The sequence below is a fragment of the Halomonas sp. QHL1 genome, from assembly GCF_001882345.1.
Classification (GTDB): domain Bacteria; phylum Pseudomonadota; class Gammaproteobacteria; order Pseudomonadales; family Halomonadaceae; genus Vreelandella.
The window spans coordinates 3,316,617-3,336,757 of record NZ_MINL01000001.1 but is presented as its reverse complement, the minus strand read 5'-3'; the positions used below and the strand labels follow the sequence as shown (position 1 = coordinate 3,336,757).

Here is a 20,141-nt window from a genome sequence, read left to right as displayed (position 1 = left end):
TACTTACTGGTCTGCCTTTTTTGTTTCTGTTCGTCTGCTAACTTCTTGTGACACATCTGTGACGTATATGTGACACATTCGCTCCGTTGCTTGCCTCTTAAATTTATACTTACGACCTTCAGTCAACGATTGGCAGCATTAATCATTCCTCATTTTTCTCATAATCTTCTTGAATTTCAAGCAAATCACCCACCTTACAATTGAAAAGTTTGCATAGCCTATCTAATGCATCCAGCTCGATTCGCTGAGCGGTTTCTTTATAAAGAAGCGTAACAGTATTGCGGTTAAGACCTGTTTCACGCGCAACATCCACGATCTTCATTTTGTGCTCACCCATCAAGCGCGCGAGATGACAACGAACCATCAAAACCTCCTGCAAATGCTTTTTGTCATCCTAAATGGCAAAAAACGCTTGCAAATGGTTTTTTGCTGTCTAAAATGTCATTCAGGGTGACATTCTGATATTTGGAATGCCTTTTAGTCACGCAGAATACCACTCCTTTTGGAGGCTTTCGATGGAATCATCTTATACCTATCTCACGACCGAAGAGCTTGCCCAGCGCATCAAGTACGACTGCCGTACTATCCGACAGCAGCTAAAAGACAGCGTCCTTATCGAGGGCACCCACTACATCAAGCCATTTGGCCGACGGAAAATTTTGTTCTTGTGGGAAGCCGTTGAAAAAGAAATGCTGAAAGCCGCTCATGGCACTATTTCCATTCCGATGGCAAATGGAGGCTATAGCCATGGGTAAGGTTCGCCAACGAAAAGAGACGGGTAAGCTCTATCTGGATTTTTTCTACCAAGGCCTACGGTTGCGTGAACAAACCGCACTGAAAGACACGCCTACTAACAGAAAAAAGGTGGAGCAATTACTGGCAAAGGTAGAAGCAAAGATTTTGCTAGATGATCTCGACTATGCCGAGTTTTTCCCTGGCAGTAAAAATTTGCAGAAGTTGGGGTTAAATAACACCGCTAAAAACCAAACTCTTCAATCTGCCCAGATCAAGAACACTCTACCGGCTGTGGAGACACCACTCTTCAATGATTTTTCTGATCAGTGGTTCGACGAGAGCAAAATCCAGTGGCGTGCTTCCCACGTCCGCAATGTGAGTTCGATCTTGGATAGCTCGTTGAAGCCAGCGTTTGGGAAAAAACACATCGGAGATATCACCAAGGCGGACATCCTGGCGTTCCGCACCAAACTAGCCAAGCGCAAGGGCCGTGGGGCCACGGGGCTGGTATCGCCTAAAACGATCAACAGCCATATGTCCATTTTGCGTATGGTGCTCGATGAGGCGGCCGAGCGTTTCGATTTCGAGACGCCGTACAAAAATATTAAGCCGTTAAAGCTACAGAAGACGCATATCGAGCCGTTTTCGCTACATGAGGTGCAACGCATCATCGATAACGTCCGCGCAGACTATTGCAACTATTACACAGTGCGGTTCTTTACCGGCATGCGCACCGGTGAAGTCGATGGGTTGAAGTGGAAAAACGTTGATTTTGCTAAGCGGGAAATTTTGGTACGCGAAACATTGATCAACGGCGAAACAGAATACACCAAGACCGATGGCTCGCAGCGTGAAATCCCCATGTTTGGTCAAGTGTACGACGCCCTCAAAACGCAGTACGCCGCCACTGGGCATATGAGCCAATATGTGTTCTGCAATCAGTTGGGGCAGCCGCTTGATCACAATAACGTAACGAAGCGCGTGTGGTATCCCTTGCTGAAGTCTCTTGGGCTGACCAAGCGGCGTCCTTATCAAACACGCCATACCGCCGCGACACTCTTTTTAGCTTCTGGCGAAAATCCAGAATGGGTGGCCCGGATGCTAGGCCACAGTTCAACCGAGATGCTGTTCAAGGTCTATTCCCGTTACGTCCCCAATGCCACCCGTATGGATGGCTCAGCCTTTGAGCGTTTGCTCGGCAATTCCACGCCTACCAAGCCCCAGAAGGAGCATCGCCATGAAACGGCTTGATAAAGTCCCGACTCACCTGTCTCGCACCTTCACAGGCACTTACCGCCTTACCGGACGCGTGGTTGAGTTTGATGACGAGAAAACGCCCTTCTTAAAGCTGCGGCTAAGCGATTGCGTGGGGGATCACATCGCGATGCTCAACTTGAGCAAAACAACGGTACCTGAGCGCATCGGCCATTTGGATTTTGTCACCGCCTCTGGGGTGAAGTGTTTGTCAGGCCAATTCATTCTTGATGAGTTCCGCAGGGCGTCCCGGGTTGAAGTGACCTCTATGGATACCCTGCAATCGTTGCCACGTGTGTACTCCCCGATGCCAGAGGTATTCGATAAGTTAGTCGCGACCGTACAGTCGCTACAATCAGAATGCCTTCGAGCGTTTTTGACACGGGTACTGGAACGTAAGGATCGTCTTGAAGCTTTATTGAATGCGCCGGCCAGCGCCAATTATCACCATGCGTATCCAGGTGGTTTGCTAAAGCACTCGCTGGAAGTTGGTAATCACTCAGTCGCTATGCTGCGCCTTAACGAGCCAACCATGCCTCGACTCATGCAGGAAGCCTGTTTCGTGGGAGGACTATTGCACGATATTGGTAAGACATATACTTATGACTCCAAGGGCAAGCCAAATGCCGCCTGGAAGCTCTGTAGCCACGATGCGTTTACGTTAGAAGCGTGTGCCTATGGCCTTGCCTACTTGGACCAACATGAGCCTGATATTGCGATGACCTTGCGTCATATTTGGACATGCGCTTCACCGGGTGCGCGTTACGGCCAGCCAGCGGCCATGACACTGGCCCGTTATATCCGTGATGCGGATGGGCAAAGCGCCATGACAGATAACCAGCAGCGAGCGTTTAGCCGTACCGGTGGTTGGGGCTTCAGCCGACTGGGTCAAAATCTCTTTTGGCGACCGGGAGAATCTGCGTTGCAAATGCAATGAAGTGACGAAGAACCCTATTTTAATGCCGCCAGCGAATTCGCTTGGCGGTTTTTTTTTATGCGCCAGATTTCGGTTAAAAGCGGAACTTTAGAACTTACTGATATATATCCAATCCCTGGGAGCAGTATCGTCATGCGACCAAAGGAGGGCCAAAAGTGGAACACTATCCCTTCACCGAAGCACTGCTTATCCATATAACATATCTGCGCTGGTCTGAAGATACGGCCGCCCTGGTGTTAGATCGTGCAGCCCTCGCAGCAGCGTGCAAGCACTACGAGGCGATCTGCCTGATGCTGTTCCTGGTCTCTCGCCACTTACGTGCTGGCTCACCTGCTCTTTACCGCCACTGCAACCGCCAAGCTGAGAGCCGTCCTCTCGGGATACCCGGAGTAGATACGGGTGGCGCGAAGCGCCCAGGCTGACGCCCTTGCGACAAACATCCTGCACACTAAATACCCGGTCGACTCCTGACCCAGAATTCTCGCCGACATGCTGTTTCGGGCGCCCATCGACCCAAGCCCCCCAGACCGACAAATAAGCCTCTGGAGACCATCGATCATACGCATTCAATACATGTGAGGTGGACCAAGCTGGTGGCACAGAGCAACCAATGGCAAAGCCCTGTCAAAGCCACCTTGAAATTAAAGAAGCTCGCTCACTGCACAACAGCTGAAAATCAAATGGAAAGAATCCGGATTCCAGCAAATCCAACCAACTTCAAGCCCAATAAAACTTGACAAAACTTGACACGAATCTAAACTGCCTGCCATGCAAAAAAGACTAGACACAACCAAAGCCCAGCGAGCAATGCAAGAAGCCGGCCTTACGCAGACTGCGGTGGCCGATGCCCTCGGCGTTACGAAAGAAGCCGTTTCCCAGTGGCTCTCAAGCAAGTCTTTTCCTCGCCCCAACAAGCTACTTCAGTTCGGCAAGTTGCTGAATCTTCCTTTCGATGATTTGGTCATCAAAGAAGATCCTTATGCTCCGAAAGTGGCGTTCCGCAAAATGCGCGGCACCAAAACCAAGGATCATCACATCGAAAAGGCGCAGGAGATCGGACGCTTTTTGCGCCATCTTGTACCTTACTTGCCGTTTGATACTTTTGAAATGCCACCGGTGCTCAAGTCACCAAGCTGCGATTATGACTACCTGCGCGCGGTGACAAAAAAAGTCAGAGAAGATATTAATCTCGGGCCGGTAGAGTGCGTCGATTTCACTCACCTGATTCGCCGTTTTAGTGAGCTTCAAGCTGTTGTGGTGCCAGTAATGTGGGGGGCTAAACAGCGCCATGAAAACGCCGTGCACATACACCTTCCTGATTCAGGAAGCACATGGGTTTATCTGAACTTGGATACTAACATCCACGATTTCAAGTTCTGGATGGCCCATGAGCTGGGGCACTGCTTATCGCCAAGCCTTGAAGGCGACGAAGCTGAAGATTTTGCAGATGCCTTCGCCGCAAGCTTACTCTACCCGCATGAGCTTGCCGCCCAAGCTTATGAGATTCTGGCCAGGAAGCCATCGACGGCTGCAAAGATCAACACGTTAAAGCAGATGGCCGAGCAGCAGGTAATTTCACCAAACACAATTTTTCAGCAGGTTAACAAGTACGCAAACCATCTGAGTAAGCCTGAAATTGAAATGGGTAGATCCTTTTTCGGGGCTGTAACGAAATTTAACCAGCAGTTTCTCAGTCTTAGTGAAGCCCTTTTCGGGGGAAGCGAGCTCGACGAACATGGCAAACCGAGCGCGCATGACTACATCGAAAAAGCAGAGAGTGCTTTTGAAACTCCGTTCTTTAACCTGCTCCGAAAATACCTAAAAGAGCACGATAAAGGACCGGGGTATGTCCATACTGTGCTGGATATGCCGCTACTGGATGCACGGAGTATCCACGCAGAGTTGACCTGATGCCCCAATCGAAGATCCTCGTTGATACCAACGCATACCTGAGGTTGGCCAAAACCATACGCCCTTTATTGTTCGTGCCCTTTGGTGATGACGAGTACTGCCTGTACATCCTGCCTGAACTCAATAAAGAGCTGGCAGCCACAAAGTTGCAAAGCAAGTTCCCCTGGGTGGGTGAAGAAGAATTCGCTGAGAACCGCGAATACTTTCCACAGGTCGGCAGAAAACAGAAAAAGTCCATCCAACAGACCTTCGAATACGTTTGGGATCATGTACAGACTGAGTTGCCAGGCCCGTCCAGAGTGGACGCATGGTATATCGCCTATGCGTTGGAGCTAGGTGTTCCAATGGTTACCGATGATCAGGACATGACTGAGTTAGCCAAAACTTTCGACGCACAGGTGATGCCGACACTGGAGCTGCTCAAAATCATGCTGGACTGCGGCCATACCGATATGAAAACCATCCATGGTCTGGTTGAGTTCTGGAGATATTTTTCAGACATGCCTGCCAACTTTAAGGTTGATTTCGAGCGCTTGTTTGGCGATCAAAAATAGAGTGAATCACTTTTACCCTTGCTCTTCTTTCTGGGCTATGTGCGTTGACAATATTTAGCACGACCGTGCCGGTGTCAGCGAAACGAATGAATCAAAAGATATCTAGGAATTTTGGCCCCATGGCACAACTGGAAAACATTGAAGCAATCGAAAAACGGCTGTGGAAAGCAGCCGACACCCTGCGGGGTAACTCCGAACTGGCCAGCAACGAGTACTTCCTTCCCGTTATGGGGCTCATTTTCCTGCGGCATGCCTTCAGCCGTTACCTCGCCGTAAAGGACAATATCTCAGAAACACTACCCAGCCGGAGCGGAAAAACCCGGGCATTAACCAAAGAAGACTTTTCCCAAAAAAGTGCCATCTACCTGAAACCCGAGGCACAGTTTGATTACCTCGTAGCGTTGACCGATGCCGACAACCGGGCCGAGGCCATTATCCAGGCCATGGAATCTATCGAAGCGGATTACAGTAACCTTCGTAACCAGCTGCCCAAGCAGGAATACAACACCATCCCAAACGAAGTGCTCGGGACGCTGTTACGGCACCTGAACCCGGAAGAGCTTCAACGGGCCACTGGAGATATCTTCGGACGAATTTACGAATACTTCCTGACCCAGTTTGCCGACCAAGGAGCCCATGACGGAGGTGAGTTCTTCACTCCGGTATCGCTGGTCCAGCTGATCGTAAACATACTGGAACCAGACCATGGGAAGGTATTTGATCCGGCCTGCGGCTCCGGCGGCATGTTCGTACAAAGCGCCCACTTTATGGAGCGCCATGCCCAGGATCCTCACGAACTCACCTTTTACGGCCACGAAAAGAACCGGGTAACCACCCGCCTAGCCAAAATGAACATGGCAGTACACGGGCTGGAAGGCAACGTAGAAGGGGGCGAAACGGCCATCACCTATTACAACGACCCACACGATGGCCTGTTTGGCACCGTAGACTATCTGATGGCTAACCCACCATTTAACGTGGACGAAGTTGACGCCGACAAGATTAAAGGCGACCGACGCCGGCTGCCCTTCGGGCTGCCAGGTGTTAACAAAAACAATAGAGTGAGCAATGCCAACTACCTGTGGATTCAGTATTTTTATAGCTACCTGAACGAGACAGGGAGAGCTGGATTTGTGATGTCCAGCCAGGCCTCCAGCGCTGGGCGGGATGAAGCCAAAGTGCGGGAACAACTGGTACGCACTGGCCACGTCGACATCATGGTGGATATCCGGGGCAACTTTTTCTATACCCGCTCTGTGCCATGCCAGCTCTGGTTTCTGAACAAAAACAAACCGGAACACCTGAAAGACAAGGTGCTGATGCTGGATGCCCGCAACGTTTACCGCAAGGTCACCCGAAAAATCTACGACTTCAGCCCCGAACAACAACAGAACCTGACAGCGGTTGTTTGGCTCTACCGAGGGCAAAATGGCCGGTTTGTCGATCTGGTCAAACATTACATCGATCGCTCACTTCTGGAGGCCCGCGCCTGCGAGTTTCTCGAAGAGCCATCCTGCCAGCCGTTGCCGGATTTCCTCAGCCAACTCCATCAACTGACCGAAGCCTTTCAGCCATTTATGGATAAGCTGGAAAAGAATGGCACAGACGTTGAGCATTACGTCGACTTCCTAAATGCCAAAGGGGCTGTAGAAGGTTGCTGGTCCGTGCTCGAGATTTCTACCAACGTCCTGCAGAAGTGTTGGAACCTGTACGATTACGAGGATGCCCAAAACCTGCTGGAATTCACCGAAAAGGACGCCTGCCTGAAAGACCTGGCCAATCAGAGCCGTGACATGATCAAAGAGGTGGACCTGGCTTACAAGCTGGCCACCCGTGTGATCGAGCAGGCCGAAGCCAACGGAGCCAAAGACAGCGAACTCTGGGACAGCACTCTGTTCAGTGGCCGTGGCCGCAAGAACCTGAGAAGGGCCGCCGATGAAGCCCGCAAAGTGGCCGTGGAGCAGTTAAAACAGGTTCGTTACTTCTACAAGCAGGCCCACTGGCTACTCAGCCGCTTTCCTGAAGGCCAGCTGCGAAATGTGGAAGGCCTGGTCAAACTGGTGGACATCAGCGAGATTGAAGCCGCCGGCTGGAGCTTGACTCCTGGGCGCTATGTGGGCGTGGCACCGGAAGATGTGGACGAGGACTTCGACTTCGAAGAAGCCCTGAAGGATATTCACATCGAGCTGACAGGGCTGAATGCTGAAGCGGTAGAATTGGCCGAAAAGATTGCCCGGAACTTTGAGGAGTTGGGGGTATGAGTTGGATTACCTGCCACCTCGGAGACGTTCTCACTTTGAAAAGGGGGTATGACCTACCTCACGCAAAGCGAAAAGATGGCGAGGTTCCCGTAGTTTCTTCCTCTGGAATTACAGGCTTTCACAACGAAGCAAAAATAGATGGGCCAGCCGTCGTGACCGGGCGATATGGAACATTGGGAGAAGTCTATTATTTGGATGAACAATGCTGGCCGCTTAACACAGCGCTCTACGTGCAAGATTTCAAAGGAAACCGGTCGAGATTCATCTACTATTTCCTCCAATTTGTATTGCGGGGGATGCAAAGCGATAAAGCGGCAGTGCCGGGAGTTAATCGCAATGATCTGCATGCGAGGAAAATTCGGTTTGCCGCAGATTCATCCATACAAAAAGACATCGAGCACGCAATTCAGCCATACGACGACCTGGTCGAGAACAACCGCCGCCGCATTCAACTACTGGATGAATTCGCCCACCTGCTGTATCAAGAGTGGTTCGTTCACCTGCGATTCCCCGGCCACGAGCAAGTCCGTATTACGGACGGTGTTCCTGAGGGGTGGGCAAAAAAACCGCTCAAACAGATTGCAACACTCAATTATGGAAAAGCACTCAAGGCGGAACTCAGGGTGCCAGGCTCCTACCCTGTATATGGTTCTAGCGGTGAAGTCGGCACTCATGAAAAAGCTTTGTGCAAAGGCCCCGGCATCGTTATCGGGCGAAAAGGCAATGTGGGGAGTGTTTTCTGGATAAATCGTGACTTCTACCCGATCGATACCGTGTATTTTATCAACTGCGAAGAGAGCAATCTTTTTCTTTTTCATGCTCTTCAGAGCGTGCAGTTCATCAATACAGATGTTGCTGTGCCAGGATTAAACCGCGACATGGCTTACAGCAGAGAAATCCTGATTCCCGACAACACCATCCTCGGGCAATTCCTCGAAGAGGCCAATCCCATCCAGGCCCAGATAATCAAACTTCAGGAATACAACGAAAAGCTCGCCCAAGCCCGAGACCTTCTCCTCCCCAAACTCATGAGTGGAGAGCTCACCGTATAACCCCATCAAGGACCGACGATGAACACCCAGACTGATAAAACCAACGCCGAACAACTTCTTCAAACCGCCCTCGCCAACCCTAACGCGGCTTTCCGGGAGGGCCAGTGGGAAGCCATCAATGCCATCGTCAATCAACGGCAGAAATTGCTTGTTGTGCAGCGCACCGGCTGGGGCAAAAGTTCGGTGTACTTTATCAGTACCAAAATATTCAGGGACCGGGGGCTGGGACCAACTATTATCGTCTCGCCCCTGCTGGCCCTGATGCGTAACCAGATCGAATCGGCTCGCAATCTCGGCATTGTGGCCGAGACCATGAACTCCACGAACAGCGAATATTGGCAGACCGTTACCCAGCGTATGCTAGATAACGAAATCGACTGCCTGTTGATCTCTCCGGAACGCCTGGCCAACGATCGCTTTATTGAAACCGTGCTCCAGCCTATAGCCGACCGGATTGGACTGATGGTGGTTGACGAAGCCCATTGTATTTCTGACTGGGGCCACGACTTCCGGCCCGACTACAGACGCATTGTGAGCATCCTCCAACAGCTGCCCCCTAACACTCCCGTGTTGGGCACTACCGCAACCGCCAACAACCGGGTTGTTGCAGACATTCAAACCCAGCTCGGCGATATCAGGATTCAGCGGGGGCCGCTGACCCGGGAAAGCCTCGCATTGCAGACCTTGGTTCTGCCCGACCAGGCTTCGCGTCTGGCGTGGCTGGCCCAGGTAATCCCGACGTTAGAGGGAACCGGCATCGTTTATACGCTCACGGTACGGGATGCAGAACAAGTAGCCCAATGGTTAAATGCACAGGGTATCGACGCAAAGGCTTATCACGGCAGTATTGAGGCGGATGGTTTCGAGAACAGCAACCTGTATCGCCAACACCTGGAAACACTGCTGCTAAATAACAACCTCAAGGTACTGGTTGCCACCACTGCGCTGGGGATGGGTTACGACAAGCCGGACCTCAGTTTTGTGATTCACTATCAAGCTCCGGGCTCCATCGTGGCTTACTACCAGCAGGTAGGCCGCGGTGGCCGAGGCATAGACCGTGCCGTTGGCGTGCTGATGTCGGGAACCGAAGATGGCGATATTCACGAGTTCTTCCGAGATTCAGCTTTCCCTTCCCAAGCTCACGTGCATGAAATACTGCAGGTGCTCGCAGGAAGTGACGGTTTATCAATTCGCACGATCGAAGAACAAACTAACCTTCGCCATGGACAAATCGAGAAAGTCCTCAAGTTGCTGAGCGTCGAGAACCCGGCACCGGTGGTCAAAATGGGCAACCAATGGCGCAGAACTGCGGTCCCATTTGCCATGGATCAGGCCCGAGTTGACCATCTGACCCATCAGCGGGAACAGGAATGGGCTGAGGTACAAGCTTACCTGAACGAAACCGGCTGCAAGATGGCCTTTCTTCGTCGAGCACTGGATGACAACGACACAACACCTTGCGGAAAGTGCGAATCCTGCCTTGAACAACCAGTGATCAACCAGACGATTGACCCTGCACTGACCCATCAGGCAGCAACATTCCTGAAAAACGCTGAAATGGTGATTTCACCCAAAGCCCAGGTCGCGGCGAATGCCTTTTTGGAGTATGGGTTCAAAGGTAACCTTCCGCAGGAATTGCGGACGCAGGAAGGCCGCGTCCTGTCCCGCTGGGGTGATGCCGGATGGGGCCGTATGGTTGCAGATCAAAAACACGCCGGGCGCTTCAGCGATGACCTGGCAGATGCTCTTGCAGAGATGATCCTCCAGCGCTGGCAGCCCAATCCTGCTCCGGAATGGGTTTGCTGTGTACCCTCGAGTAATCATCCGGAGCTGGTGCCGGATTTCGCCCGCCGCCTAGCCACAAAAATGAACTTGCCGTTTATTGATGCAGTGGCCAAGATCAAGGAAAACCAACCCCAGAAGGGGCAGCAAAATCGTTTTCATCAGTGCCGGAATTTGGATGGTGCCTTTTCGATCACCGAAGGCATACCAGAAAAGCCGGTTTTGCTTGTAGATGATATTGTTGATTCAGGGTGGACGTTGACCGTTATTGCCGCCTTGCTACAACAATCCGGCAGCGGTTTTGTTTACCCGGTTGCTTTGGCTTCTTCTTCGGTAAAAGACTCATGAATCTATCCCATACCGCACAAGCCACCTTATTGCTGACCAGCTATTTCTCCAAAGCTTCGTCGGAACAGGTGCGGCCGTTGACCAACAAAGAGTGGGGCCGGTTTGCGCTCTGGCTGAGGGACCAGAACAGCACCCCGGCTGATTTGCTGAAGACTGACCCGCAGGCCCTGTTGAAGAGCTGGCACGATGCCAAGATCACCCACGATCGTATTGTCAACTTGCTGAACCGTGGCCACAGCCTGGCGTTGGCGGTCGAGAAGTGGCAACGGGCTGGCCTCTGGGTAATCACCCGCTCAGACAAAGAATACCCCGCGCGCCTGAAACGCAGGCTCAAAACCGACTCACCTCCGGTGCTATTTGGCTGCGGCAATAAAGCGCTTCTCAATACCGGCGGCCTTGCGATCATTGGCTCCCGCAGCGCTAATGAAGGAGACCTGCAGTTCACTCAGCAGGTTGGCACCAAGGCTGCCTCTGCGGGTATCGCCATTGTGTCTGGTGGAGCTCGTGGCGTGGATGAAACCGCCATGCTTGGGGCTATTGAAGAGGGCGGCCCTACGATCGGTGTTATGGCAGACAGTCTTCTGAAAGCCGCCACCAGCGCAAAGTGGCGTAAAGGCCTGATGGACGGCAACCTTGTTCTGGTGTCCCCATTTTACCCCGAGGCGGGCTTCAGCGCTGGCAATGCCATGGCAAGAAACAAATACATCTATTGCCTGGCAGACAGTTCGCTGGTGATCCACTCCGGCAAGAAAGGCGGCACTTTTAACGGCGCTAAGGAGAACCTGAAACACGGCTGGGTGCCTCTCTGGGTAAAACCGACCGATGACCCTGCCGCCGCCAATACGGATCTGGTGAATCAGGGTGGCTATTGGTGTAAAAGCAGCCCCGACAAGATTTCTGTCAGAGAGTTGCTTGAGAGCCCTAACCTCAATGGACATCAAGTTACTGAAAGCAATGATCGGTTTGCTGAGCAGTCACAGCCGACCTTGTTTTCTGCCAAAGAAGAGACGGCAGATTTTGCGACCGACAACGAGCACAGTTCAGCAGGTGCGGAACCCGCGGACTTCTACCAGCTATTCTTGCAGGAGCTGGCCCGGTTGGCCGAAGAACCGCTTGCAGCAGAAGACATTGCGGAAAAACTGGGACTGCATAAAACCCAGGTTAACGAATGGCTAAAGCGTGCTGTAAACGAGGAACAGATCAAGAAGCTGAGCCGTCCAGTACGCTATCAATTCATTAAGGCCGAGCAGTAAAAGGATCCCGTTGTTATGGCCATGACCGAAGAAACCCTGGTTCAGGAAGTTACCGCAGACTATTTGCTGAATGAACTCATGTGGAACCAATCCGTCATGGGCATGCATGAGCGCCTTGGCAAAGAGGGTGACCTTGGTCGCACCTCGGAGCGGGAAGTGGTGTTAACCCGCTATCTGGGGGAAAAGCTCGTAGAGCTGAACCCGGGACTGCCTCAGGTAGCCTATCAGGAAGCTCTTCGAATCGTGACCGAGATTCCGGCAACAGCCAACATTCTGGCGGTAAACCGGGAAAAGTACGCACTGCACAAGAACGGCGTTGAGGTCAGCTTTCTGAACGACAAAGGAGAGCGGGTCAAGAAACGACTGCGGCTGTTCGACTTCCACGACTACACGAACAACCACTTTCTGCTGGTGCGGGAGTTCTGGGTGAAAGGCGATATTTATCGCCGCAGGGCAGATTTGGCGGGATTTGTGAACGGCATTCCCCTATTGTTCATGGAAGTAAAAAACGTCCACAAAGACATACGGGCGGCTTATGAGCAAAACCTTGCCGATTACAAAGACACCGTGCCCCATCTACTTTACCACAACGCCTTTATCATTCTGGGTAACGGCATTGATGCCCGAATTGGTTCGGTTTCTAGTAAGTTCGAGCACTTTAACGACTGGAAGCGCCTGCACGAAGAAGATACCGGTGTCGTTGACATGGAAACTCTGCTGAAGGGCACATGCAGCCGACACAATCTAATGGACATCTTCGAGAACTTTACCCTATTCGACCAGAGCTCTGGCCGACTGGTAAAAATTGTCGCCCGGAACCATCAGTACCTTGGGGTAACCCGAGCTATCGAAGCGGTAAAACACCGGCAGGAACGCGAGGGAAAGCTTGGAGTTTTCTGGCACACGCAAGGGTCCGGTAAGTCCTACTCAATCGTGTTTTTCGCTCAGATGGTTCATCGAAAACTCGGTGGTAACTACACCTTTGTGTTGCTGACTGACCGGGAAGATCTAGATACGCAAATCTACAAAACCTTTGCCGGTTGTGGGCTGGTGGATAACGACAGAGACCCATGCCGCGCTGGAAACGGAAGAGACCTAAAGGCCCTGATTGGCCAGCAAAAAGCCTTCGTATTCACGCTGATTCAGAAGTTCAACGAGAAGGTTGAACCTGAGAATCCATACTCTAGCCGCGATGACATTATCGTGGTGACCGATGAAGCCCACCGGACACAGTACGGCACCCTGTCTCTAAATATGCGAAACGCTCTTCCCAACGCCAGCTTCATTGGTTTTACCGGCACTCCATTGTTCAAGGATGATGAAATCACCAAAAAAGTCTTTGGTGACTATATATCCACCTATGATTTTCAAAGAGCAGTGGAAGACAAGGCCACAGTGCCGCTGTATTACGATGCCCGTGGTGAGGAGCTCTTGTTCACAGACGAAGATGGCAATCGGCATAGCGTTGCAGATCCGAAAGGCCTGAACGAGAAGATTGCGGAAAAGCTGGATGAGCTCGAAATTGACGACCTGGATGTCCAGCAGCGTCTAGAACGGGAGCTTAAACGGGATTACCACATCATCACCTCCAGCAGCCGGCTCGATCAAATTGCCAGGGATTTTGTGGCCCACTACGCTAACGGCTGGGAGACCGGCAAGGGCATGTTCGTCTGCATTGACAAGATAACCTGCTTGCGCATGCATAAGCTCATGGTTTTCTATTGGCAGGAAGAGATTCGGACTGAATCGCCCCAGGTTTCGTAGACACCTGCGGGTATTATGCTAAAAGTTAGGAGGATCCATGAGCCGTTGATCGACTGACAGGCCCTTTTTCAGTAGATGTAGGATGTGCTTTTTCATCAGCCGGTCATAGCGTTCCAGTAGCTTGCACTGCCAGTCAGCAGGATTATGCTTTTTAGCTTAGCCAGCTGAATGCTCTGAATTTGCTCCAAAAAATCGCCAGAACAGCTTTTCATCAATGACGTACTGGGCTTTAAAAACCATAGGCAAGCCAAGACGAAAACCGCTGTTGGCCACCAGATCGTCGGCCGGTGTTTTCCTCACATCGCCGGCAGCTTTCAGCTCTTCGGTTGTCATACCAGTGAAGGCCTGCTCGATAGTAGTCTCCAGTGTCTGCTCATTGGTTTGGCTAACCATCACTGCCTTCTCCCTGTTGGTAATGCATCCGCAGCACCTCAAGCATCCGTTTTTGGTGTGTGCGCAGCACCTCAAGCATCCGTTTTTGGTGTGTGGCAAGTTCTGCCTCGGCCCACTGATTTCCGACATCGGTGTGCAGCTCAAAAATCTCTCTGAGCTTTAATGAGTCATACCGGGGTTTACTTTGAAAATCTGCCTTTTTCTTGAGCACAGTCTGATTACTGTAGGATGAGTTCTCACCCGGGCTCAATAGCACCAGGTTACCGAACGCATTCAATGAACTCTTTGCTAGGACAGTTTTATGCTCCTCATTCTGAGGATGCACATGCTCAATAGAATTCTTCGAGGTGATGCGATAGCGTTTCAGCTTGTCATTGCGCTTATCGCCATTCTTCCACAGCAGATACTCCAGCTTCTGAAACCAGTAGTGCTCAAAACTGGTACCAAGGGGCGTATCCAAATACCGCTCCTTCGTGAACCAGGCAGCCAACACTGGGTGCCGCCCGCTGGCTATTTTAAAGCTGGCTTCTTTCTGGGTTTCAGTGGTTAACGACAGTTCGTTATCCAGCTGTTCCAGTGTTGCCAGCACCTGTGAGTCCGTCATATCAGGCTGGTCAATCAAGCGACCAAGCAGTGCTGTTAGCCAATACTGGGCTGAGCGATCGCCGGTAAAATTACGCACAGATTGCAACTGCACCAATTCGCCCAGATCTTTTGCCGTACGGTTGATGTAGTAATGATTTCCAGACAAGGATCGGCTGATGGTGGTTAAACGTAACTGAGGGTCTTCCCTGTCATCATGTTCAACCCACTTCACCACCCAGGTATCAAACTGATAGCGCACTTGCCACAGTAGCTCGATAAAGGCCTTAATGACGGCCTCATCCTGCTTTAGCAACCCCTCAAAGCAGGCTAGTAAGTTACCGGCTTTGATGCGTGGCCCCAGATCAGGCCAACCCTTTTGCGCATGAAAAATTCGCAGGGTATGAATCAGCAGCAGCTCAAAGCCGATGATGGAACGACAGTACACCGTTTCTGCGTCGATATTTTCCGTAGTGTCGTTCAATTCTATCTCTTTGGCATTTTCCGGGGCATCGCCGGCATTCACCTCTGCCAATAACAGAACCACTGATTTACCCCTGCTATCTTCTATGCCCGATGCGCTTTCCGGTTGTGAAAAGGCACCACTGAACCGTTTCAGAGCCTTGTATTCCAGATCATTCCAACCGGTTTGGGGAAACAGTTGACGCAGGTTGCGCTCGAAATAGTTTTCAAGATGCTCGCAAGCCTGCCAGATCTTGCTATACAACGCTTTATCGGTGTTGATCTTCTTCAGGAGGCGAGCTTTCAACAGATCCACCGGCTCCAACTGAATGCCGGCAGTATTCATGCTTGCAAAGAGGCGGTTCAGGTCCATGGTGACTGGCACGATGTTATTGACCCAAATAACCTTGCTGTACAGGTAATCGGCAAAAGCACCGAGATCAAAGTCAGGGTCCTTTTTCAGTCTTTCGACCTGCTGCTGGAGCACTGTCAGGTTGGCTGCCAGCGATTTCAGGTATTCATCGTGTTTGATTTCTTCATCCCCTGGCCGGGGAAGTTTTTCCAACCCCGCATAACTGCCTAGCAGATTGCTGACAGAATCGCGGATCTCGAAGCTCAGGCGTGAATGCTCAGCCAACAGCGATACTTCGGCCAGTTTCGAATACACGCCCTCTGCCTTTGCCTTGAAGGCGATAGAAATGAGCATCAGGGTCGTTGTGCGCTGCTGCCCGTCGATCAGTTCATACACTTCTCGATCGTCAAAAGCTCGCCGAGCAGAAAGCGAACTACCAATAAAGTATTGCGTCTCGCCGGTTGAGAAAGCCTCTTTAATGTCCTCAAACAACTTGACCACATCGTCGTCTGACCAGACATAGGGCCGCTGATAACTGGGAATCAGAAAACCCAGGCCGCGGTCGTTCACCTTCTGCAAGGTCAGTAGTTCTGTGTTCACCTGATGGCAGGTCGCCACTGAACTCATAGTGGATCTCCTGCCACTTTAAGAGTGAGCGCCTGAGCAAAGCTTTCTTTGTATTGCCCAGGCTTCAATTCCAAAGCAAAGAACTCGCAGACTTTGTCCATATAACGTTTTTTCACACTGTTTTTATCCAGATTGCTGCCCTCCACCGTTAACACAAAGCTATCCAGATAGGCGAAACACTGCTCCGGCGTGTAACTGAGCCCGATCCAATCCAGTACCGGATACTCTCTGGTAAAGGCATAAATTGATTTTTCACGCACGGCTTTCTGATTGCTGACCCGACGTGAATACACCACAAGGAAGAGTTTTTTGGCTGCTTGTTCCAGCTGGTTCTCGCCGAACTGGCTGATATAGAGCAGCAGGCAAGCTTTGTACAAACCTTCCAGATAGCCGCAGCCCTCCATGCCTTTGAGCCAGACGATGAGTGAATGATAGCCGGGCAGATGGGGCAAGTCGGGTTTTTCCCAGTAGCCGTTATACAAGCCCTGGAAATAGCTCAGATAACGAATGGTATTGACCCCGGCATTCAGCGGCTGGCGCACATCGTAGCCCTGTTGCGCCTGATGGTGGCTGACATCACCTGACAGTCCGGTGTAGCGATAGGTACGGCCAAAAGCGATATCTTCACCCTTGCCGGTTTGTTGTGCGAATTCCGACACGATGCAGTCCCGCAGCTGCTTTTTTTGCTGATGCGAAGGCAGCTCACGCATACCGATCCGCTGCCAATAGCGGCCCTTTAACAGCGCGCTGACGGTGTCATCCAGCTTGCCCAAGGATTCCCACTGTTTGGCAAACGGCTTCTGATGCAGCTTATCTACCGCACGCAGGTGGTGCGCCTTAATAATATCCGGCCCACCCAAACGCACACCCCCGGTATTCTGGGTTTCAAAAAAGCGGTAAGCGTCGTCTTCCGACTGGGTGACCACCAGTGTGAACTGCAGCTTGTTAAAATCCACCAAACCTTGCCAATACTCCGGCTGGCTGCTGAATTTCTCTTTCAGCCATTTCAGGTTGTGCTTGATCTGCTGCTGACTGATGGGATGCTCGTACTCCAACCCTTGTAGCAAAGAAGCCTGAATTTCGCTGTGCGATTGTAGTAAACAACCCATCAACGCTAAGGTGGTGATGCGCTGCTGGCCATCAATAATATTCAACTGACCATGGGCCTGATGCAGAATCAGGCTGCCAAGGTAGTAAGACAGCGCCGGGTGGTGTCTGCTGTGTTCAGTAATATCCTGCAGTAAGACGCTCAACTGGGTATCCTGCCAACAGTAAGGGCGTTGATACTCGGGAATCGTCAACTCCCCAACAATGGCCGTGCCATCACTACTGAGAATGCGAGCATCACCCGTAACCTGATCTCCCAGCAAGTAACCGGAAAACAACTGGGCAGCACTGCATGTTGCAACCTGAACCGTCATCTTTGGTCAGTCCTCCAGCATCTCGGGGGTGATTTTGATCTTTCCTGTCACAACTCTGTGGGTCAGAGTGGATTTGATCCTGACCAGTAACAATGGACACCTCAACGTTTCATCCTGACAGCAACACATCTTGTAGCTGATGGACGTTTTCTATGGTGAAGTTGACCTTATCGACGCGCCAACCTAACTTCCGTGACGCCTGATTATCTTGCTCATTTATAGCAACACCAATGTTTGAGCCCCACCAAGCAAGCTCCAGATTCGCCACTACTTCGCCTTTATCATTTACGAGATCGCTGGCATACCCGCTGCACGATACTGTGCTATAAGGCCCTCAACAGCTTGGTCAGCAAACTTGGCGATTGCATCCCAACCCGAACCTATCTTAACTTAAGACTGCTCACGCCGTAACCGAGATTCAGCGGGGTCGAGCGTGCGAATGGCACCGGTCTACTCTTCCAGTTTGATAAGAAAACGTGCGCTTTTGCCGCTCACCAGTTCCGAAAGGCCCTCCACGGTGAGCACATAGCCGCCGTCGTCACTGGGATCTGCCCGACGGACGATCCATTCGCAATCACGGATAACCACTCGCTCACCGAGGGTGTAAAGAGCTGACATGCCTGTTTCCTAGTTTCAACCAGAGGCGACAAAGGGATGCCAGGAGGGTGAGCAAAAGCTCCGCCCCCCCGTCGCACTATTTTTATCATGCTAAATAGTGAGTAATCATTAATAATAATGAGGTTATCACTATGCTATAAGAAGAAATAGTCGATCCTACAAATACCTTACTAAACCATTAGTACTAGCTTAACCCAATCAAGCGACACCTAACGTCGCATGCATCTATCACCATCAGTCGACCACCCTGCCTTTAGGTTAAACAATCGATGCGTTCCCTGATCAGCCAGCCCTTTACATCCACCTGCCTTAGCGGGCTTTCTGGCTTTTTGCGGCGCTTCTGGCCTAATAAGAAGCCACCATTTGATCACCGCATCGCACTTGATATGTCTTCTGCGGTGGGTTATCCGATGGTGGTGCGGCTTTCTCCTTGGCAATCTGCAACACCCTTTGCGTGGCTAAGCGAGGCGGAAGGTGAGCCGCTGGCGTCAGGCGCTTTTTTAGAACCGCCCGGTATTAGCTGGAACACGCTGATGGATACCCACGGCGGTGCCTTAACCCAATGCATGCCAGAGGCACTCCGAGTTGCCATTAATTCGGTGCCCTTCCTGGGCGTCGCGCTGGCGCAAGTGGCTGGGCGTTTGAGTGCAGCGTTAGAACTGGCAACATCGTCGCCACTTCTGCTTATCCTGCTCGTCGATAAAGGTCTGCAGGCACAGTGGTCTGAACAGACACTTTCTGCTGCGCTTAGCGAAAAACAAGCCACGCTATGCGGCATAATCGGCTTGCCAGACACACGGGCCAGCGCCAAGCTGCTCCGTCGGTGTCAGCTCTGCCCTATGATTCAGCGGGAATTTATCGTGCTTAAACGCGCACTTCACGACCCGTCGACGACCCGGCTGTTACGGCATTACCCCGCTCCTTACGTGAAGCAACTTATGTTCTTAGCGAATTACGACGGTGAGCGCTGGCCGGGCTTACTGTTGCTAATGGATGACGCGCTAACGTCCAGCCGTGCTGGCCGTGGGAGTGCATGGCTGAAAGAGATGCTGAGCGATACTCAGCGCTTGGCCGAGGCTAACCTGGAGGCGCTACATCGCGTAACGACGGTGACAGGATTGCAAGCACTGCACGACCGACAAGTAACAAGTTTTAATACGCGCATGGGTATGGGGGATATGGCCCGTGATGCCGCTTTACTTGAGAAGCGCCATGGGCCTTACCCATCACCACCACTACCTAACCGTGGTGCCATTACGGCCATCACATCGTGGAAAGGATTGCTGCTAGAAGGGAGGCGGATGCACCACTGTGTGGGCAGCTATGACCGCCCCGTTGCGCTGGGCCATGTCGCGATTTATCACCTGCATCTACCGGAATCGGTCACGATTGCCATTGCGCCTCAGGGCCACCAGTGGGGACTCAGCCAAGCACACGGCGTACGAAATACCCAGCCATCATCGGAAGCGCAGCAGGTGATACATCAGTGGCTGGCTGAGCAAGCAGACGCATAGCCTTTAACACCCTCTTTATCATCATCCAATGCGACACAATACGTCGTACTAGGGCGTTATGATGAGTCCAGTAGCCAACAAAGGGGTCGGCCATGCAGTGGGAACACATTTAGACGTGAATACAGCATCCGTAGCCGATGCAACAAACGATCCAAATGGCCCCAGTGTTGACTGCATTCTCTAATAGCGGGGCTAATCTCGAACGTATTGCAGGCCACCTCAACAGGCATTTGAAGCGGACGATATCCATTGGGATATTTCAATGTAGTGGCTTCTAAAGTAATCAGGCTAACAGCCGATAGCTAATTAAATGTCGCCTGA

The 20,141-nt window shown here is 51.6% G+C and carries 18 protein-coding genes; 12 read left to right on the top strand and 6 right to left on the bottom strand.

Going from position 1 to position 20,141, the window contains the following annotated elements:
• Positions 1 to 142 precede the first annotated feature (142 nt).
• On the bottom strand, positions 143 to 364 hold the full coding sequence (locus QHL1GM_RS15295; protein WP_071695229.1) for a helix-turn-helix transcriptional regulator: 222 nt from the start codon (positions 362 to 364) through the stop codon (positions 143 to 145).
• Positions 365 to 515: 151 nt separating this feature from the next.
• Here QHL1GM_RS15295 and QHL1GM_RS15290 point away from each other — a divergent pair, with 151 nt between their 5' ends.
• The 11 genes from QHL1GM_RS15290 to QHL1GM_RS15240 all read left to right on the top strand — a co-directional run bounded on the left by QHL1GM_RS15290 (position 516) and on the right by QHL1GM_RS15240 (position 13,851).
• Entirely contained in the window at positions 516 to 755 is a 240-nt protein-coding gene (locus tag QHL1GM_RS15290) for a hypothetical protein (RefSeq protein WP_027957726.1), read from the top strand.
• Complete coding sequence (locus QHL1GM_RS15285) at positions 748 to 1,986, top strand: tyrosine-type recombinase/integrase (RefSeq protein WP_071695228.1); 1,239 nt, start codon at positions 748 to 750, stop codon at positions 1,984 to 1,986. The genes QHL1GM_RS15290 and QHL1GM_RS15285 overlap by 8 nt, the downstream gene beginning before the upstream one ends.
• Entirely contained in the window at positions 1,973 to 2,926 is a 954-nt protein-coding gene (locus QHL1GM_RS15280) for a TraI domain-containing protein (RefSeq protein ID WP_071695227.1), read from the top strand. Before QHL1GM_RS15285 ends, QHL1GM_RS15280 begins: the two co-directional genes overlap by 14 nt.
• Positions 2,927 to 3,081: 155 nt before the next feature.
• The gene (locus tag QHL1GM_RS15275; RefSeq protein ID WP_071695226.1) at positions 3,082 to 3,348 is read left to right on the top strand and encodes a hypothetical protein; all 267 of its coding nucleotides are present in this window, start codon (positions 3,082 to 3,084) and stop codon (positions 3,346 to 3,348) included.
• 385 nt (positions 3,349 to 3,733) lie between these two features.
• Positions 3,734 to 4,837, top strand: coding sequence for a helix-turn-helix domain-containing protein (locus tag QHL1GM_RS15270; RefSeq protein WP_217648550.1), 1,104 nt, complete (start codon positions 3,734 to 3,736; stop codon positions 4,835 to 4,837).
• Positions 4,837 to 5,391 (top strand): DNA-binding protein, encoded by a 555-nt coding sequence (locus QHL1GM_RS15265; protein ID WP_071695224.1) that lies wholly within the window; start codon positions 4,837 to 4,839, stop codon positions 5,389 to 5,391. Before QHL1GM_RS15270 ends, QHL1GM_RS15265 begins: the two co-directional genes overlap by 1 nt.
• Positions 5,392 to 5,510: 119 nt before the next feature.
• A complete protein-coding gene (locus QHL1GM_RS15260) occupies positions 5,511 to 7,652 on the top strand; it encodes an N-6 DNA methylase (RefSeq protein WP_071695223.1) in 2,142 nt (713 codons plus the stop codon).
• Entirely contained in the window at positions 7,649 to 8,704 is a 1,056-nt protein-coding gene (locus QHL1GM_RS15255) for a restriction endonuclease subunit S (RefSeq protein WP_071695222.1), read from the top strand. Before QHL1GM_RS15260 ends, QHL1GM_RS15255 begins: the two co-directional genes overlap by 4 nt.
• Positions 8,705 to 8,722: 18 nt before the next feature.
• Complete coding sequence (locus tag QHL1GM_RS15250; RefSeq protein WP_071695221.1) at positions 8,723 to 10,834, top strand: RecQ family ATP-dependent DNA helicase; 2,112 nt, start codon at positions 8,723 to 8,725, stop codon at positions 10,832 to 10,834.
• Positions 10,831 to 12,087, top strand: coding sequence for a DNA-processing protein DprA (locus QHL1GM_RS15245; RefSeq protein WP_071695220.1), 1,257 nt, complete (start codon positions 10,831 to 10,833; stop codon positions 12,085 to 12,087). Before QHL1GM_RS15250 ends, QHL1GM_RS15245 begins: the two co-directional genes overlap by 4 nt.
• A 15-nt stretch (positions 12,088 to 12,102) precedes the next feature.
• Positions 12,103 to 13,851, top strand: coding sequence for a type I restriction endonuclease subunit R (locus QHL1GM_RS15240; RefSeq protein ID WP_217648549.1), 1,749 nt, complete (start codon positions 12,103 to 12,105; stop codon positions 13,849 to 13,851).
• Positions 13,852 to 14,007: 156 nt separating this feature from the next.
• On the opposite strand, the gene QHL1GM_RS15235 is transcribed toward QHL1GM_RS15240, so the two are convergent.
• The 5 genes from QHL1GM_RS15235 to QHL1GM_RS19400 form a co-directional block, all read right to left on the bottom strand.
• The gene (locus QHL1GM_RS15235) at positions 14,008 to 14,244 is read right to left on the bottom strand and encodes a hypothetical protein (RefSeq protein WP_071695219.1); all 237 of its coding nucleotides are present in this window, start codon (positions 14,242 to 14,244) and stop codon (positions 14,008 to 14,010) included.
• On the bottom strand, positions 14,237 to 16,267 hold the full coding sequence (locus QHL1GM_RS15230; protein ID WP_071695218.1) for a DUF262 domain-containing protein: 2,031 nt from the start codon (positions 16,265 to 16,267) through the stop codon (positions 14,237 to 14,239). The genes QHL1GM_RS15235 and QHL1GM_RS15230 overlap by 8 nt, the downstream gene beginning before the upstream one ends.
• Positions 16,264 to 17,688 carry a DUF262 domain-containing protein gene (locus tag QHL1GM_RS15225; protein ID WP_071695217.1) on the bottom strand — a complete coding sequence of 475 codons (1,425 nt, stop codon included), beginning with the start codon at positions 17,686 to 17,688 and terminating at the stop codon, positions 16,264 to 16,266. Before QHL1GM_RS15225 ends, QHL1GM_RS15230 begins: the two co-directional genes overlap by 4 nt.
• A gap of 109 nt (positions 17,689 to 17,797) precedes the next feature.
• Positions 17,798 to 17,956 (bottom strand): hypothetical protein, encoded by a 159-nt coding sequence (locus QHL1GM_RS19405; protein WP_172515299.1) that lies wholly within the window; start codon positions 17,954 to 17,956, stop codon positions 17,798 to 17,800.
• 182 nt (positions 17,957 to 18,138) lie between these two features.
• Positions 18,139 to 18,306: a hypothetical protein gene (locus QHL1GM_RS19400; protein WP_175540390.1), complete on the bottom strand. Its 168-nt coding sequence runs from the start codon at positions 18,304 to 18,306 to the stop codon at positions 18,139 to 18,141.
• Positions 18,307 to 18,575: 269 nt separating this feature from the next.
• Between QHL1GM_RS19400 and QHL1GM_RS15220 the strand changes: the two genes are divergently transcribed.
• Positions 18,576 to 19,820, top strand: coding sequence for a PcfJ domain-containing protein (locus QHL1GM_RS15220; RefSeq protein ID WP_071695216.1), 1,245 nt, complete (start codon positions 18,576 to 18,578; stop codon positions 19,818 to 19,820).
• Positions 19,821 to 20,141 lie beyond the last annotated feature (321 nt).

What these genes read in the sequence shown, in the direction of transcription:
- QHL1GM_RS15270 (WP_217648550.1), top strand. Translation starts at nt 3,734, where the DNA reads ATGCAAGAAGCCGGCCTTACGCAGACTGCGGTGGCCGATGCCCTCGGC.
- QHL1GM_RS15285 (WP_071695228.1), top strand. Translation starts at nt 748, where the DNA reads ATGGGTAAGGTTCGCCAACGAAAAGAGACGGGTAAGCTCTATCTGGAT.
- QHL1GM_RS15240 (WP_217648549.1), top strand. Translation starts at nt 12,103, where the DNA reads ATGGCCATGACCGAAGAAACCCTGGTTCAGGAAGTTACCGCAGACTAT.
- QHL1GM_RS15235 (WP_071695219.1), bottom strand. Translation starts at nt 14,244, where the DNA reads ATGGTTAGCCAAACCAATGAGCAGACACTGGAGACTACTATCGAGCAG.
- QHL1GM_RS15245 (WP_071695220.1), top strand. Translation starts at nt 10,831, where the DNA reads ATGAATCTATCCCATACCGCACAAGCCACCTTATTGCTGACCAGCTAT.
- QHL1GM_RS15280 (WP_071695227.1), top strand. Translation starts at nt 1,973, where the DNA reads ATGAAACGGCTTGATAAAGTCCCGACTCACCTGTCTCGCACCTTCACA.
- QHL1GM_RS15295 (WP_071695229.1), bottom strand. Translation starts at nt 364, where the DNA reads ATGGTTCGTTGTCATCTCGCGCGCTTGATGGGTGAGCACAAAATGAAG.
- QHL1GM_RS15250 (WP_071695221.1), top strand. Translation starts at nt 8,723, where the DNA reads ATGAACACCCAGACTGATAAAACCAACGCCGAACAACTTCTTCAAACC.
- QHL1GM_RS19400 (WP_175540390.1), bottom strand. Translation starts at nt 18,306, where the DNA reads ATGTCAGCTCTTTACACCCTCGGTGAGCGAGTGGTTATCCGTGATTGC.
- QHL1GM_RS15265 (WP_071695224.1), top strand. Translation starts at nt 4,837, where the DNA reads ATGCCCCAATCGAAGATCCTCGTTGATACCAACGCATACCTGAGGTTG.
- QHL1GM_RS15225 (WP_071695217.1), bottom strand. Translation starts at nt 17,688, where the DNA reads ATGACGGTTCAGGTTGCAACATGCAGTGCTGCCCAGTTGTTTTCCGGT.
- QHL1GM_RS15290 (WP_027957726.1), top strand. Translation starts at nt 516, where the DNA reads ATGGAATCATCTTATACCTATCTCACGACCGAAGAGCTTGCCCAGCGC.
- QHL1GM_RS15220 (WP_071695216.1), top strand. Translation starts at nt 18,576, where the DNA reads ATGCGTTCCCTGATCAGCCAGCCCTTTACATCCACCTGCCTTAGCGGG.
- QHL1GM_RS15255 (WP_071695222.1), top strand. Translation starts at nt 7,649, where the DNA reads ATGAGTTGGATTACCTGCCACCTCGGAGACGTTCTCACTTTGAAAAGG.
- QHL1GM_RS15230 (WP_071695218.1), bottom strand. Translation starts at nt 16,267, where the DNA reads ATGAGTTCAGTGGCGACCTGCCATCAGGTGAACACAGAACTACTGACC.
- QHL1GM_RS15260 (WP_071695223.1), top strand. Translation starts at nt 5,511, where the DNA reads ATGGCACAACTGGAAAACATTGAAGCAATCGAAAAACGGCTGTGGAAA.